The organism is Pseudomonas sp. B21-021, assembly GCF_024749205.1.
GTDB lineage: Bacteria > Pseudomonadota > Gammaproteobacteria > Pseudomonadales > Pseudomonadaceae > Aquipseudomonas > Aquipseudomonas paraglycinae.
The window spans coordinates 5,688,513-5,703,168 of record NZ_CP087192.1 but is presented as its reverse complement, the minus strand read 5'-3'; the positions used below and the strand labels follow the sequence as shown (position 1 = coordinate 5,703,168).

Below are 14,656 nucleotides of genomic sequence, written 5' to 3'. Positions count from 1 at the left end.
ATGACACTCCGTTATCCACAGGTCTTGCTGTTGCTCTGCGCGCTTAATGCATTGCCAATGGCGATGGCCGCCGACAGCGTCAAACTCGACACCCCGGTCGGCGGCTGGCGCAGCGGCGCGCCTGAAGGCGAGGGCGAAAGCTTCCGCCAGACCGTCAACTACCCGGCCTCCTCGGTAAACACCCCGCTCGGCCAGGCCAACACCGCCCGCATCAGCGGCGAAATCAAAGCCACCCCGAAAAACAAAGAGCCCGGCCGCCTGATCGTCAACGGCGTCAGCATGCCGCTGAAAATCGACGAAAGCGGTCGTTTCGATCGCCCTTTCTCGTTCCCCAACGGCAGCAACAGCGTCGAAGTCCGCAGCCCGGACGGCCAGCAACGGCACCGCACGCAGTTTCTCAACACCAGCGGCGGCGCTACTCCGGCGAAACTGCGGGTGTTGCTGGCGTGGGACAGCGATGGCACTGACCTCGACCTGCACCTGATCACACCCGACGGCGCGCACATCTGGTACGGCGATCGCGTCGCGCCCAATGGCGCGGCTTTGGATGTCGACGTGACCACAGGCTACGGCCCGGAAATCTTCGCCATGCCGGCGCCGATCAAGGGGCAGTATCTGGTGTATGTGAACTACTTCGGCGGTGGTTATCGCGGGGATGATGAGGGTGGGGAAGAGGCGGTGCAGCCGTTGACCACGGCGCAGGTTACGGTGATTACGGAAGAGGGGACGCCTAGCGAGAAGATGGAGACTTTCATCGTGCCGATGCGGGCGGTGGGGGAGTTGACGTTGGTGAAGTCGTTTAGTTATCCCTGAGCAGAAGCCTGCTCAGGGTTGCATTAGAAGCCGGGTGGAATATAGCCGGGCACGAACGGGACGTTGATGCACTTCCCGTGAATGATCTTCCCGTCTTCAATCCTGAACAGCACGATCTTCTTGGCTTTATTGACGGTGGCCTCCAGTTTGCAATCCGAACTGTGACCGACTGTCTCGTAGTACTCGGTGTAAACCATGCCGTTGCCGGTATGGTTCATTGAAGTCCCGGCCGCTTCTGTAGTGGTCCAGCTGGAGGATTTGAACCAGGTGAGAACCGCCAGATTCTCACCGTTGGCACCGGTCTGTTTTTTCATCGAGTCGGGTTTGCCGAATAAATCGAGTGCTTCCTGGACATCGCGCCCTTCCCATCGAGACTGAGCAATCAGGTGGCAGCCATGCAGTAGCAATAGTGTAGGTGTCAGCAGGACCGCCAGTAACGTTTTAGTCCATTGATTCATCATGCGTTCCGCCGCTTACTTGTTACCGAGGATCGAATCCAGGTTGTCCATCATCTGCCCCTTTTCCTGAATCGGTGCCAGCTTGAAGAACATCTGCTGCATGCCCTGAATCATCTGCAAGGGCTCCATCTTGCCCAGCGCGATCATGTCTTTCTTGGCGGGGGAGCAAACAAACTCGGCGGCGCGCTGTACCCAGAACTCCTTCGGCTGCTGCCATTGGTCGTTAACTTTCAGGTGCCGCATCATGTAGGCAATGCGATCTATAGATTGCCCATTAAGAAAGCGGACCTTGTTCGTGGTGCACTGCACTTCGAGGTTGTAGGCATCGATCATCGGTTTGCCGGGTTCTTCATACACCAGCGTCACGGCTACCAATTTCGCACCCTTGGTATGGTTCGACGGCACGACTGAAGTGCTGTCGGCTACATACATGATGTTCTTGTTGGGAATGCCGTTGCCGTAAATGATCCACCAGTCACCGACGGGGTTCGGTTCTTCTGCCTGCGCGCAAGTGGTGGCGGTCAGAAGTGCGGTTACTAGAACAAGGGATTGTTTGAGTTTGAAAAACGACGACATGGTGTTGCTCCATTCCTTGGTGCTTTTGCAATGCACAAAAACAGAATGGAAATTTAGTGGCGAGGTTGGGTGAGGGGCAATTAGGGCGGATGTGCTAATGGCTTATTGCGATGGTTGAATAATCAAATGAAAGTGTTGGGAAGGGAAAGGGTAAACCGCTTCGTCGTGGTCGCCATCACTCCGGAAAAACGCCGCAAAGCGCGTTGCCTTGGTAACCGTGGACGATCGGTCCCAACATCATGAATGGGCCACAAGCGTATAGCGGAGATGACACTTTTTGTTGTGTGTTGAGCAGAACGGCTTCGTTCCCGAACTCGTCTTTGCCGAAGGATTGCTCGGAGTACGACGTGCACACCGGCAGCTTCAATGGCACCGGAACTACCAGCGCCCAGACAGTAATTCCGCACCATTCTCGGACGGGTGTCGATTTTGCTGTTCTGGTGATCTGTGGGGGAGTCGAGCGGTAGCTTTGTGCTTTGTATGCGTCGGTTTTGAGTGTGGTTTTTTCAGGGAGGGAAACGCCTACTCCCACGCATGCTGTCAGGCAGAGGCTTATGGTCGAAACCAGTCCGACGGATTTCAGGCTTGAATTCAGGGCAGATGGGAGCAATCTAGAACGTCCTTGTAGTGCTTTAAGCATCGAAATTGCCAAGAGCTTTTTTGCTGAACAATTGTGCAAGTAGCGCCTGCACAATTTGTGTGATCATCAGCAATTGGCTGAACGGCTCTCGAAAACCATTTTTCCGACAGGCATTAAAAAGCCGGCTTGTGGCCGGCTTCTCGGGGACTGGCTTGGTTTATTTTTGGTAAACCGCGCCAGCCTTCAAAACGTACATCCGGATCTTGCGTCCGGCTGTGGGACTTGGTCAGACAGTGGTCTGCCGCGTCAGGCGTCATCTGGGCCGCTTGGCGGGTCGATGCGCGAATGTGGGGCGCAGGATACTGAGTTTTGTTGGGGATTCCCAGTCTCAAGTGCGGAATAGAGCGATTTCTGCGGCAGAAAGCAGGGATTTGTACCGGGTATCCGGGCCTCTTCGTCGAATCGCCGCCCGGACCAAGCCCGCTCCCTCCAAGTTCTGTGCAGGGGCCGGGAGTGACGGCGGCTCAGAGAAACGGCACCACCGGCCGCCGCTTGCCCAGCGTCGACCACCAGAACACCCACCCCAATACATGAATCCTCTGCTCTTCAATTTGCGAGGCCCGGAAGATCTCGTCCGGGTATTCGGCGCTGTTGTGGCTGCGCAGGCGCAGGGCGTTGCCTGGCATGCGATGCAGGTATTTGATGCGCAGCATGCCGTCGTGTTCGATGGCGTAGATTTCGCCGTCCACCACCTGCGTGAGGCCGCGGTCGATGGCGAGGGTGGAGCCGTCTTCGATTTTCTCGGCCATGCTGTTGCCGATCATGTGGGTGCAGATGGCGTCAGTGTGGCGGATTTCCAGTGTTTCGAGGTGGCTGCGGGGCAGGCGGATGGTTTGTTCCGGGTCCTTGATGACGTGGGTCTTGCCGGAGCCGGGGGCGGTCGGGGTTTCCTTGTAGAGGGGCAGTTCGATGTCGTTGGTGTCTAGCACCGTGTACACGCCGCGAATGGCATGGGCATCGAGGATGTCGCCCGACTCTGTATGCAGGTGCGGGGCGTCTTTCGGGCCTTCGCCGGTCTTCAGCCATTGGCTGTTGACGGACAGCAGGCGCGCAACTTCTTCCATGCGGTACGCGGGTACGCCCCGGGTGTACCAGTTATGAACGTTTTGGGCTTCCGTGCCCCAGAACTTTGCGAATCCCGTGGTGGTGATGTTCGCAGCTTCCAGGAGTGCCTTGAATCTTGGACCGCTAGTGTTCTTTCTCATAAACACGAGTCTACGGCCGGCCTAGAGCGGTTTGAATAAACCTTGCGTTCAAAATCAGGGCAAATTTTGCGACGGGATGTAAGACGTCCTTGTGGGAAATTACACACACCAAAACTTTTCTGTAGGTCGCTATAAACAAGCTGTTTAAGCACCTATCGGGCAGGCACAAAAAACCCCGGATCAACCGGGGTTTTCTTCAAGCGTGTCGCAGGTCGCGAGGCTTAGCCTTTGTAGGCAGCAACCGACTTGGTGATCGCTTCGCGGGCGGCGTCTGCACCGGCCCAGCCTTCGATTTTCACCCATTTGCCTTTTTCGAGATCTTTGTAGTTCGCGAAGAAGTGCTCGATCTGCTGGATCAGCAGGGCTGGCAGGTCAGTGTATTCCTTCACGTCCACGTACAGCTGGGACAGCTTGTCGTGTGGGACTGCGATGACTTTGGCATCGCCGCCGCCGTCGTCGGTCATGTTCAGGATGCCGACCGGACGCGCGCGGATCACCGAACCTGGAGCAACCGGGTAAGGGGTTACAACCAGCACGTCGAGGGGATCACCGTCGTCAGCCAGGGTGTTCGGGATGTAACCGTAGTTGGCCGGGTAGAACATCGGGGTGGCCATGAAACGGTCAACGAACAGGCAATCGCTGTCTTTGTCGATTTCGTATTTGATCGGCGCGTGGTTGGCCGGGATCTCGATCGCGACGTAGATGTCGTTCGGCAGGTCTTTGCCAGCCGGAATCTTGCTGTAGCTCATTGGGCGTTGCCCCCGTTAGTTGACCAAAAACACTTGGCCGGATTGACCAAAAAGTGGCGGCGATTATAGGCATATTCTGCCGTGGACGCCACGTACCGGAAGTCGTGCAGACCTTTACTCGTGAGCCTGATAGACCGGGTCGGTGGCCTGAAGTTGCTTCAGGCGCGCCAACGGATCCTGGCGGTAGAAAAGCTGCAACTGCGCATACACCTGTGGATAAGCCTCGTGCAGCAGATCCGGAGCGCTGAAGAAGTACTCGCTGGTGACGGCGAAGAACTCGGCCGGGTTCTCGGCGGCATAGGGATCGATGGCGGTTTCCGCCTCCGGGTTGCGGTCGAGCTGGCGGTTGAGATCGTCGTACGCCGCCTGCATCACCTCGGCCCAGTCGCTGACCCGCATGTCGGCGTGCAGCGGCGGCAGGCCGTTGGCGTCGCCGTTGAGCATGTCGAGCTTGTGCGCCAGTTCGTGGATCACCAGGTTGTAGCCTTCCCAGCCACCACTGGCCATCACGCCGGGCCAGGCGAGGATGATCGGCCCTTGCTGCCACGCCTCGCCGCTGTGTTCGCCGTCCCACTCATGTTCGACGCCGCTGGCATCGCGATGGCGCTGGGGACTGAGGAAGTCGTCGGGGTAGAGGACGATTTCGTGGAAACCCTGATACCAGTTCAGATCGCCGAGATGCAAAAGCGGCAGTTGCGCCTGGGCGGCGAGCAGCAGGCGTTGTTCCTGGTGCAATTCGACGCCGGGCAGGGCGGTCAGGTGTTTGTCTTCGAGGAACAGCACGCTGGCTTCGCGCAGCCACTGGTCTTCAGTGGCACTGATGCCATCGAGAAAACTCAGATGATGGCGCACCCGCTGCCACAGTTCGTCGGCAATCGGGTGCCGGGCCAGAATGCGCCGGCGGCGCCAGGCGCTCAGCGACCACATCGGCTTAATGCGATTGGGCTTTGGCGCCGCCGAAACGGCTGCGAACTACGCCGATGATCATCGGGATCAGCGACAGCAGGATGATGCCCACCACCAGCAGCGACAGGTTCTTCTTGATGAATGGCACGTTGCCGAAGAAATAGCCCAGCGTCACCAGACCGCCGACCCACAGGACGGTGCCAAAAACGCTGAACCCGAAGAAGCGCGGGTAAGGCATTTTCGCGACACCGGCCACGAACGGAGCAAAGGTGCGGATGATCGGCAGGAAGCGCGCCAGGGTCACGGTTTTGCCGCCGTGCTTGTCGTAGAAATCGTGCGTCTGTTGCAGGTAATCGCGGCGGAAGATTTTCGAGTTCGGGTTGCTGAACAGCTTCTCGCCCGCCGTTCGTCCGATCACATAGTTGGTGCTGTCGCCGAGGATCGCCGCCAGCATCAGCAGGCCCGCCAGCAACACCGGGTCCATGCCGCCGCCCGCGGCCACTGCACCGGCGATGAACAGCAAGGAATCACCCGGCAGGAATGGCATCACCACCAGACCGGTTTCGCAGAAGATCACCAGAAACAGGATGGCGTAGATCCATGGCCCGTAATTATTTACCAGCAGGTCGAGATAAACATCGAGATGCAGGACAAGATCGAGCGGGTTGAAATCCATGGAGGCACCTGTGGTGACGGCCTGACTCGGCAGACCTGTGCGGATGACTTCGTGTAAGCCTACAAGCGGGTGTAGTTTTTCTTACAAGCCGGAAAGATCGGGATTATACGGGCTTAGGGGTGAAAAGCGCGTTGGTTTTGTAGCGGGGGATGTCGGTGTGAACAAATGTCGGGTTGGCATTCATTTTGGGGAGGGAGTCTGCTCCCTCCCCGCAAGGCACTCCGCAATCAGAGCTCGTCGCTGATCGGCAGCACGTAGTTCTTGAACTCGGTATCTTCCTTGAATCCGATGGATTCGTAGGTTTTCTGCGCCACTTCGTTGTCGGCACTGGTGGAGACGCGCATGCGCACGGCCTGGGTTTCTTTGGCCATTTTCTTGGCGGTGCGGATCAGGTTGTCGGCTACCAACTGGCGGCGGGCGTCTTCGGCGACGTAGATGTCGTTGAGGATCCACACGCGCTTGAGCGACAGGGAGGAAAAGCTCGGGTAGAGCTGGCAGAAACCCATGAGCTTCTTGTCGTCGTCATCGGCCAGGGCCAGGTAGATCACCGATTCCTTGCGTCGCAGGCGCTTTTCGAGAAAGGCCCGGGACGAGTCCGGATAGGGCAGGGAGCCGTAGAACTCGCGGTACTTAACGAACAACGGGGTCAGCAAATCCAGGTGTTCGAGGGTCGCTTGGATAATCCGCATGGTAGGTCTCGTCCTTCAATTGGCTGTCTTCACGTGGGGCTGACGGCATCGGGAAACCTTGGGCGGCCGTTCGTCGATCCTGCCTCAAACCGGCGCAGAAAGGCAATGCGGAAACGGTTCAGGCTGGGGGCGGATCGAGTAGGAAATTACTCTTCATGTCTGCACCGGCTTCCGATTCCAGCGTCTGAACCTGCGCTTCATCCTTCAGATTGACGCCCGACAGCTGGCGCCGACAGGCTTCGCGCATCAGATACAGCAAGCGATGCGCCGCCATGCCGTAGCTGAGCCCTTCCAGCCGCACATTGGAGATGCAATTGCGGTACGCATCCGTGAGGCCGACTTTTGGATTGTAGGTGAAATATAAACCCAGGCTGTCCGGCGAACTGAGGCCCGGACGCTCTCCAATCAGCATCACAACCATTTTGGCGCCCAGCAACTGGCCGATTTCATCGCCAATTGCCACTCGACCCTGTTCCACCAGCACTACAGGTGCGATCGACCATTCGTCGGCGCTCATCTGTTCTTCCAGACGGGTGAGAAACGGCAGGGTATGCCGATGCACCGCCAGCGCTGACAGACCGTCCGCCACCACAATCACCAGATCCACGCCGCCCGGATGCGCCTGGGCGTATTCGCGCAGAGTTTGCGCCGATTGATCGCTCAACTTGCGCCCCAGATCCGGGCGTTGCAGGTAGCTATTGCGATCTCCCGCCGCGCTGTGCAGCAGCAAACTGTCACGCTGGCGCTCGGTCAGTTGGGCGCTGAGCCCGGCGTGATCGAACGGCAAATGCACCGCGTCCCGGGCCTGGGCGTGGGCGTACTGGAAATCCAGCTGTGCACGGGTCGGCAGGCTGGTGCCAGTGCGGCCGAGGGCAATGCGCGCCGGGGTCAGACGACGCAGCTCCAGCCATGGGTTTTGTGGATCGGCGGGTGGTTTTTCCATCTGACTCATCCCAGTTGCGCCAAGGCCTGGCGGAAGGCCGGCGGCAGATTGTTGCCGAAGCGGACCTTGCCGTCCGCCTGGGTGAAGATGCCCATGTTCGCCAGCCACTGCTCGAACTCCGGCGCCGGTTTCAGGCCCAGAGTCTGCCGCGCGTAGAGTGCGTCGTGGAACGAAGTGGTCTGGTAGTTGAGCATGATGTCGTCGGAACCGGGGATGCCCATGATGAAGTTGATCCCGGCCACGCCGAGCAGGGTCAGCAGGGTGTCCATGTCGTCCTGGTCGGCCTCGGCGTGGTTGGTGTAGCAGATGTCGCAGCCCATCGGCACGCCGAGCAGCTTGCCGCAGAAGTGGTCTTCGAGGCCCGCGCGGATGATCTGTTTGCCGTTGTAGAGGTATTCCGGGCCGATGAATCCTACGACGGTATTCACCAGAAACGGCTTGAAATGGCGCGCCACGGCGTAGGCCCTTGTCTCGCAGGTCTGTTGATCGACGCCGTGGTGGGCGTTGGCTGACAGTGCACTGCCCTGGCCGGTTTCGAAATACATCAGGTTCTGTCCGAGCGTGCCGCGATTGAGGCTCAGGCCCGCTTCATAACCTTCCTGCAAGATGTTCAGGTTGATGCCGAAACTGGCGTTGGCCGCTTCGGTGCCGGCAATCGACTGGAACACCAGATCCAGCGGTACGCCACGGTTGATCGCTTCTATAGAGGTGGTGACGTGGGTCAGCACGCAGGCCTGGGTCGGAATGTCGTAGCGCTGGATGATCGCGTCGAGCATTTCCAGCATCGCGCAGATCGAGGCGATGCTGTCGGTGGCCGGGTTGATGCCGATCATCGCGTCGCCGTTGCCGTACAGCAGACCGTCGAGAATGCTCGCGGCGATGCCGGACGGCTCGTCGGTCGGGTGATTGGGTTGCAGCCTTGTGGATAACCGCCCACGCAGGCCGAGGGTGCCGCGAAATTTGGTGACGACGCGGATCTTCTGCGCCACCAGCACCAGATCCTGCACGCGCATGATCTTCGACACGGCCGCGACCATTTCCGGCGTCAGACCGGGGGCGAGGGCGCGCAGGCTGGACTCGTCGGCCGCTTCGCTCAGAAGCCAGTCGCGAAAGCCGCCAACCGTAAGATGGCTGACGACCGCAAAGGCCTGTTTGTCATGGCTGTCGATGATCAGCCGGGTGACTTCATCGGATTCGTAGGGGATCAGCGCTTCCTGCAGGAAATGCGTGAGCGGGATGTCGGCCAGCGCCATTTGCGCGGCCACCCGCTCGCCATCGTTGAGCGCGGCGACGCCGGCCAGGAAGTCCCCGGAACGCGCGGGGCTGGCCTTGGCCATCACGTCCTTGAGGCTGTCGAAGCGGTAGGTCTGGGCGCCGACGGTATGGGCAAATGCGGCCATGGGGCGCGTTCCTCCTGAATGAATGCTTTTAGTGCGGGCACCGAGCCCGAGGCCCGATGCCGGTGCAGCTCAGTTAGCGTTTAGATACCTTCGAGCATAGCGTCTGCCGGGGCTTCGGAGCGTTGCTTGGCGGTCAGCTGGAAGTACAGGTAGCCGGCGGCCATGAAACCGAGGAACACACAGCCGATCAGCGTGTTGAACCAGGCCATCGCCACCAGGCACACCACCGCCAGAAACAGCGCGATGGCCGGCACCACCGGATAGCCCGGCGCGCGGAAGGTGCGCTCCAGATTCGGCTCGGTTTTGCGCAGTTTGAACAGGCTGAGCATGCTGATGATGTACATCACGATGGCGCCGAACACCGACATGGTGATCATCGCCGCCGTCAGGGTCATGCCTTGCAGATTGACCAGTCCGTCGCTGTAGATCGCCGCGATGCCAATTACGCCGCCGGCCAGGATCGCCCGGTGCGGGGTCTGGAAGCGCGAGAGTTTGGCCAGGCCTTTCGGCAGATAACCGGCCCGGGCCAGGGCGAAGAACTGCCGCGAGTAGCCGAGGATGATCCCGTGGAAACTCGCCACCAGCCCGAACAGGCCGATCCACACCAGCATGTGCATCCAGGTCGAATTGTTGCCGACCACCGCTTTCATCGCCTGTGGCAGCGGGTCGTTGATGTTCGACAGTTGACGCCAGTCGCCGACGCCGCCGGCCATCACCATCACACCGATGGCCAGGAACACCAGGGTCAGGATGCCGCTGACGTAGGCCCGTGGAATCGTGCGTTTCGGATCTTTGGCTTCCTCGGCCGCCATGGCCGCGCCTTCGATGGCGAGGAAGAACCAGATCGCGAAGGGAATCGCCGCGAAAATGCCCGGAATCGAGCCCATCGTGAACTCATTGGCGCCCGACCAGCCGTTCAGCACGAAGTTGCTGAAGCTGAAGCCCGGTGCGACCACGCCCATGAACACCAGCAATTCGGCGACGGCCAGCACGGTCACCACCAGCTCAAAGGTCGCGGCGATGCTGACGCCAAGGATGTTCAGGGTCATGAACACGAAATACGCGCCGACCGCCGCGAGTTTTGGATCGAGTCCCGGATATTGCACATTCAGATAGGCGCCGATGGCCATGGCGATGGCCGGCGGGGCGAACACGAATTCGATCAGGGTGGCGATGCCGGCGATCAATCCGCCTTTCTCGCCGAACGCCCGGCGGCTGTAGGCAAACGGCCCGCCCGCGTGGGGAATGGCGGTGGTCAGTTCGGTGAAACTGAAGATGAAGCAGGTGTACATGGTCGCGACCATCAGGGCCGTGACCAGGAAACCCAGGGTTCCCGCCGTGCCCCAGCCGTAACTCCAGCCGAAGTATTCGCCGGAAATCACCAGGCCGACGGCAATGCCCCAGAGGTGCAGGGTGCCGAGTGTGGGTTTGAGCTGTGTGGTGGAAGTCATAAGTCCTCTCTGTCTTTTTTATTGTTCGATCTGTTGGACTTTCGGGTGCAGCGGTTGATTGGGTGGATGCTGTTCACGCAGCGGCAGTGTTCACGCAAATCCTGAATGACGGGTACGCAAGGCCCGTGCCAGAGCGGCCAGGCTTTGTGTCGTGTCATTAAGGACGCCTTCGCGAGCAAGCCCGCTCCCACATTGGATTTGTGCAGAATCCAATAATGTGGGCCGACGCAAGTCCCTGTGGGAGCGGGCTTGCTCGCGAAGGCCATTGAACAGGCAACACAGAATCATCTGTGTTGCCCCGAGGTTTTAGAAGAAGCCCAGCGGGTTGATGTCGTAGCTCACCAGCAGGTTTTTGGTCTGTTGGTAGTGGTCGAGCATCATCTTGTGGGTTTCACGACCGACGCCGGATTTCTTGTACCCGCCGAACGCGGCGTGCGCCGGGTACAGGTGGTAGCAGTTGGTCCATACACGGCCGGCCTTGATGGCGCGGCCCATGCGATAGGCGCGGTTGATGTCGCGGGTCCAGAGGCCGGCGCCGAGGCCGAACTCGGTGTCGTTGGCGATGGCCAGGGCTTCGGCTTCGTCCTTGAAGGTGGTGATGCTCACCACCGGGCCGAAGATTTCTTCCTGGAACACACGCATCTTGTTGGTGCCCTTGAGCAGCGTCGGCTGGATGTAATACCCGGTCGCCAGGCTGCCCTCGAGTTTTTCCACCTTGCCGCCGGTCAGCAGCTCGGCACCTTCGCCCTTGGCGATTTCCAGGTACGAAAGGATCTTGTCGAATTGCTGCTCGGACGCCTGGGCGCCGACCATGGTGTCGGTGTCGAGCGGGTCGCCACGTTTGATCTGGCTGACTTTCTTCATCACCGCTTCCATGAACTGCGGATAGATCGACTCCTGAACCAGTGCGCGGGACGGGCAGGTGCAGACTTCGCCCTGGTTGAAGAACGCCAGCACCAGGCCTTCGGCGGCCTTTTCAATGAAGCTTGGCTCGGCCTGCATGATGTCTTCGAAGAAGATGTTCGGCGACTTGCCGCCCAGTTCCACGGTGGACGGAATGATGTTTTCGGCAGCGCATTTCATGATGTGCGAGCCGACCGGGGTCGAGCCGGTGAAGGCGATCTTGGCGATGCGTTTGCTGGTGGCCAGGGCTTCGCCGGCTTCTTTGCCGAACCCTTGCACCACGTTGAGCACGCCCGGTGGCAGCAGGTCGCCGATCAGTTCCAGCAGCACGCTGATGCCCAGCGGCGTTTGCTCGGCAGGCTTGAGCACCACGCAGTTGCCAGCGGCCAGGGCCGGGGCGAGTTTCCACGCGGCCATCAGGATCGGGAAGTTCCACGGGATGATCTGGCCGACCACGCCCAGCGGTTCATGGATGTGATAGGCGACGGTGTTGCCGTCGATCTCGGCGGCGCTGCCTTCCTGGGCGCGCAGGCACCCGGCGAAATAACGGAAGTGGTCGGCAGCCAGCGGGATGTCGGCGTTGAGGGTTTCGCGGATGGCTTTGCCGTTGTCCCAGGTTTCGGTGATCGCCAGGGTTTCGAGGTTCTGTTCGATGCGGTCGGCGATTTTCAGCAGGACCAGCGAGCGCGCCTGAGCGGAAGTGGAACCCCAGGCATCGGCAGCAGCGTGGGCGGCGTCCAGGGCCTTTTCGATGTCTTCGGCCGTGGAGCGCGGGAATTCGGCAATCGGTTGGCCATTCACTGGCGAGGTGTTGGTGAAGTACTGACCTTTGACAGGCGCGACGAACTCGCCGCCGATGTAGTTACCGTACTTGCTTTTGAACGAGACTTTGGCGCCTTCAGTACCGGGGTGAGCGTAACGCATGATGTTCTCCTTGGCTGTTGTACTTATCAGAGAGACGCGCATGAGCGCTTGCTATAAGCGTAGAGCAAAGGTCGGGCCACTGCCGTGCAGGTCAGGCAAATCAAGGCCTTGCGTGATTTCCGTCGGACAAGTGGCAAGCGTCTGTGACGGTATCGGTACAGCCCGGGTGACAGTTTGTACCGCTTCTGGCACAGCCCGTGACCGGGCGGTCTTGCCAGCATTGCAAAGACCGGTTGGCTGGAGGATGCTGGGCACCACTTCACGCATGGGCCGATGAGCCTCGGGGAGAATAATAAGAAATGCACGACAACCATTTGAGTCGCCATGCCCAACAGGTACTCACCGTCACCCAGGGCAAGCCGCACCTGCATGGCCCCGGTGCCGATCCGTCGATCGCCCGCTCGTGGCTGCGTTGTCTTGAGGACTATCACCTCGACCCGGCCCTGACCATGGCGCCGACCGTGCTCGAACACGGTCGAGTTCTCGAAAGCCGCGAACGGCTGCAACAGGTGTTGCAGATCGCCGGCAATGAAATGAGCAGCCTGCATCAACAACTCTCCGGCGCCGGCCACGCGGTGCTGCTGACCGACGCGCGCGGGGTGATCCTCAACTGCGTCACCGCCCCCGCCGAACGCAAGATTTTCGAACGCGCCGGCCTGTGGCTGGGTTCCGACTGGAGCGAGGCCTGCGAAGGCACCAACGGCATCGGTACCTGCCTGGTGGAGCGTCAGGCCCTGACGATTCATCAGGACGAACACTTTCGCGGCCGCCACACCGGCCTGACCTGCTCGGCGAGTCCGGTGTTCGACCCGCACGGCGAATTGCTGGCGGTGCTCGACGTTTCCTCGGCTCGGCACGACGTATCGCGTCAGAGCCAATTCCACACGATGGCGCTGGTCAATCTGTCGGCGAAGATGATCGAGAGCTGCTACTTCCTGCGCTGCTTCGATAACCAATGGTTGTTGCGTTTCCATCTCCAGGCCGAGTCCGTCGGGCTGTTCAGCGAAGGGTTGCTGGCGTTTGATGGGGAAGGGCGGATCAGTGCGGTCAATCAGAGCGCATTGAACCTGCTCGGGCATATTCGCGGCGGCTTGCTCGGCAAACCGGTTGAGGCATTTTTCGATTGTTCGCTGGATGAGTTGCTCGGGCGCGCCAGTGCCAATGCCAGCGCCAGTTGGCCGCTGCGTACTCGCGATGGGCGGCATCTGTTTGCGGTGCTGCGCGGCGAAACCCGTCGGCCGCTGCCAGCAGTACCGGCTCCGGCGCCTGTGGAAGCGCCGCGTCTTGCGGGCATTTGCCTTGGTGATGCGGCGTTGCAGGCGGATTTCCGTAAGTCATTGCGAGTGTTCGAGCGTGACGTGCCGCTGCTGATCAACGGCGAAACCGGCTCCGGCAAGGAAGCATTCGCCAAGGCTGTGCACAATGCCAGTCAGCGCGCCGGCAAAGCATTCGTTGCTCTCAACTGCGCGGCAATTCCCGAAAGCCTGATCGAGAGCGAACTGTTCGGTTATCGCGGCGGCAGTTTCACCGGTGCGCGCAAGGACGGCATGCGCGGCAAGTTGCAGCAGGCCGATGGCGGCACGCTGTTCCTCGATGAAATCGGCGACATGCCGCTGGCACTGCAAACCCGGCTTTTGCGGGTGCTCGAAGACCGGCAAGTGGTGCCGATCGGCGGCGAGCCGGAAGCGGTCAACGTGCGGATCATCAGTGCCACCCACCGCAATTTGCTGGAGCGGGTCGGCGATGGCAGTTTCCGTGAAGACCTTTATTACCGGCTCAACGGGCTGGAAGTGGCGCTGCCGCCGTTGCGCGAGCGCAGTGACAAGTCGCAGCTGCTGGATTTCCTGCTGGCCGAAGAGGCGGGCGGGGAAACGATCCTGATCGACGAACCGGCGCGTCAGGCGTTGCTCGGGTTCAACTGGCCGGGCAATGTGCGGCAGATGCGCAATGTGCTGCGCACGCTGGCGGCGTTGTGCGATGAAGGGCGGATCGGGCTGGATGATCTGCCGGCGATGTTTCGGCAGGTGCAGCCGTTGCTGGTAAAAACCGATGAATCGTCATCTGAACATCCGCTGGAAGATGCCGAGCGGCTGACTTTGCTCAATGCGCTGGAACACGCGCGCTGGCACATGACCCACACGGCGCAGCAACTGGGTGTCAGTCGCAATACGCTTTATAGAAAACTGCGCAAGCACGGGATTGCCCGAACCGCCTGAATACTCCTGCCGATCGTTCCCACGCTCTGCGTGGGAACGCCTCCCCGGACGCTCCGCGTCCGCTTTTGGACGCAGAGCGTCCTGTGCTGCATTCCCACGCAGAGCGT

At 60.1% G+C, this 14,656-nt stretch carries 13 protein-coding genes; 2 read left to right on the top strand and 11 right to left on the bottom strand.

Translation table 11 applies throughout. The features are described 5' to 3' along the window. Positions 1 to 813, top strand: a complete 813-nt coding sequence (locus LOY31_RS25665) for a YfaP family protein (protein ID WP_221535129.1) — start codon at positions 1 to 3, stop codon at positions 811 to 813. Positions 814 to 836: 23 nt separating this feature from the next. On the opposite strand, the gene LOY31_RS25660 is transcribed toward LOY31_RS25665, so the two are convergent. The 11 genes from LOY31_RS25660 to LOY31_RS25610 form a co-directional block, all read right to left on the bottom strand. Further along, positions 837 to 1,271: a hypothetical protein gene (locus LOY31_RS25660; protein ID WP_039772002.1), complete on the bottom strand. Its 435-nt coding sequence runs from the start codon at positions 1,269 to 1,271 to the stop codon at positions 837 to 839. Between the two features lie 15 nt (positions 1,272 to 1,286). Then, a complete protein-coding gene (locus LOY31_RS25655; RefSeq protein ID WP_221535128.1) occupies positions 1,287 to 1,847 on the bottom strand; it encodes a hypothetical protein in 561 nt (186 codons plus the stop codon). A 1,104-nt stretch (positions 1,848 to 2,951) separates the two neighbouring features. Beyond that, positions 2,952 to 3,692: a helix-turn-helix transcriptional regulator gene (locus tag LOY31_RS25650; RefSeq protein ID WP_221535127.1), complete on the bottom strand. Its 741-nt coding sequence runs from the start codon at positions 3,690 to 3,692 to the stop codon at positions 2,952 to 2,954. A gap of 221 nt (positions 3,693 to 3,913) precedes the next feature. Beyond that, positions 3,914 to 4,441, bottom strand: coding sequence for an inorganic diphosphatase (ppa, locus tag LOY31_RS25645; RefSeq protein ID WP_007990564.1), 528 nt, complete (start codon positions 4,439 to 4,441; stop codon positions 3,914 to 3,916). 114 nt (positions 4,442 to 4,555) lie between these two features. Continuing rightward, on the bottom strand, positions 4,556 to 5,368 hold the full coding sequence (locus tag LOY31_RS25640; protein WP_258712381.1) for a zinc-dependent peptidase: 813 nt from the start codon (positions 5,366 to 5,368) through the stop codon (positions 4,556 to 4,558). 4 nt (positions 5,369 to 5,372) lie between these two features. Further along, positions 5,373 to 6,023 (bottom strand): DedA family protein, encoded by a 651-nt coding sequence (locus LOY31_RS25635; protein WP_221535125.1) that lies wholly within the window; start codon positions 6,021 to 6,023, stop codon positions 5,373 to 5,375. Positions 6,024 to 6,250: 227 nt separating this feature from the next. Then, positions 6,251 to 6,712, bottom strand: a complete 462-nt coding sequence (locus LOY31_RS25630) for an N-acetyltransferase (protein ID WP_007958617.1) — start codon at positions 6,710 to 6,712, stop codon at positions 6,251 to 6,253. Positions 6,713 to 6,830: 118 nt separating this feature from the next. After that, on the bottom strand, positions 6,831 to 7,664 hold the full coding sequence (eutC, locus tag LOY31_RS25625) for an ethanolamine ammonia-lyase subunit EutC (protein WP_371915877.1): 834 nt from the start codon (positions 7,662 to 7,664) through the stop codon (positions 6,831 to 6,833). Further along, positions 7,661 to 9,055 (bottom strand): ethanolamine ammonia-lyase subunit EutB, encoded by a 1,395-nt coding sequence (locus LOY31_RS25620; protein WP_169432083.1) that lies wholly within the window; start codon positions 9,053 to 9,055, stop codon positions 7,661 to 7,663. Before LOY31_RS25620 ends, eutC begins: the two co-directional genes overlap by 4 nt. A gap of 80 nt (positions 9,056 to 9,135) precedes the next feature. Then, positions 9,136 to 10,506 carry an ethanolamine permease gene (gene eat, locus LOY31_RS25615; RefSeq protein ID WP_085608773.1) on the bottom strand — a complete coding sequence of 457 codons (1,371 nt, stop codon included), beginning with the start codon at positions 10,504 to 10,506 and terminating at the stop codon, positions 9,136 to 9,138. A gap of 306 nt (positions 10,507 to 10,812) precedes the next feature. Continuing rightward, positions 10,813 to 12,333 carry an aldehyde dehydrogenase family protein gene (locus tag LOY31_RS25610; protein WP_221535123.1) on the bottom strand — a complete coding sequence of 507 codons (1,521 nt, stop codon included), beginning with the start codon at positions 12,331 to 12,333 and terminating at the stop codon, positions 10,813 to 10,815. Between the two features lie 299 nt (positions 12,334 to 12,632). Here LOY31_RS25610 and LOY31_RS25605 point away from each other — a divergent pair, with 299 nt between their 5' ends. Beyond that, positions 12,633 to 14,549 (top strand): sigma-54-dependent Fis family transcriptional regulator, encoded by a 1,917-nt coding sequence (locus LOY31_RS25605; protein WP_221535122.1) that lies wholly within the window; start codon positions 12,633 to 12,635, stop codon positions 14,547 to 14,549. Positions 14,550 to 14,656 lie beyond the last annotated feature (107 nt).

What these genes read in the sequence shown, in the direction of transcription:
- LOY31_RS25660 (WP_039772002.1), bottom strand. Translation starts at nt 1,271, where the DNA reads ATGAATCAATGGACTAAAACGTTACTGGCGGTCCTGCTGACACCTACA.
- LOY31_RS25610 (WP_221535123.1), bottom strand. Translation starts at nt 12,333, where the DNA reads ATGCGTTACGCTCACCCCGGTACTGAAGGCGCCAAAGTCTCGTTCAAA.
- LOY31_RS25650 (WP_221535127.1), bottom strand. Translation starts at nt 3,692, where the DNA reads ATGAGAAAGAACACTAGCGGTCCAAGATTCAAGGCACTCCTGGAAGCT.
- LOY31_RS25630 (WP_007958617.1), bottom strand. Translation starts at nt 6,712, where the DNA reads ATGCGGATTATCCAAGCGACCCTCGAACACCTGGATTTGCTGACCCCG.
- LOY31_RS25620 (WP_169432083.1), bottom strand. Translation starts at nt 9,055, where the DNA reads ATGGCCGCATTTGCCCATACCGTCGGCGCCCAGACCTACCGCTTCGAC.
- eutC (WP_371915877.1), bottom strand. Translation starts at nt 7,664, where the DNA reads ATGAGTCAGATGGAAAAACCACCCGCCGATCCACAAAACCCATGGCTG.
- LOY31_RS25640 (WP_258712381.1), bottom strand. Translation starts at nt 5,368, where the DNA reads ATGTGGTCGCTGAGCGCCTGGCGCCGCCGGCGCATTCTGGCCCGGCAC.
- LOY31_RS25655 (WP_221535128.1), bottom strand. Translation starts at nt 1,847, where the DNA reads ATGTCGTCGTTTTTCAAACTCAAACAATCCCTTGTTCTAGTAACCGCA.
- LOY31_RS25605 (WP_221535122.1), top strand. Translation starts at nt 12,633, where the DNA reads ATGCACGACAACCATTTGAGTCGCCATGCCCAACAGGTACTCACCGTC.
- ppa (WP_007990564.1), bottom strand. Translation starts at nt 4,441, where the DNA reads ATGAGCTACAGCAAGATTCCGGCTGGCAAAGACCTGCCGAACGACATC.
- eat (WP_085608773.1), bottom strand. Translation starts at nt 10,506, where the DNA reads ATGACTTCCACCACACAGCTCAAACCCACACTCGGCACCCTGCACCTC.
- LOY31_RS25635 (WP_221535125.1), bottom strand. Translation starts at nt 6,023, where the DNA reads ATGGATTTCAACCCGCTCGATCTTGTCCTGCATCTCGATGTTTATCTC.
- LOY31_RS25665 (WP_221535129.1), top strand. Translation starts at nt 1, where the DNA reads ATGACACTCCGTTATCCACAGGTCTTGCTGTTGCTCTGCGCGCTTAAT.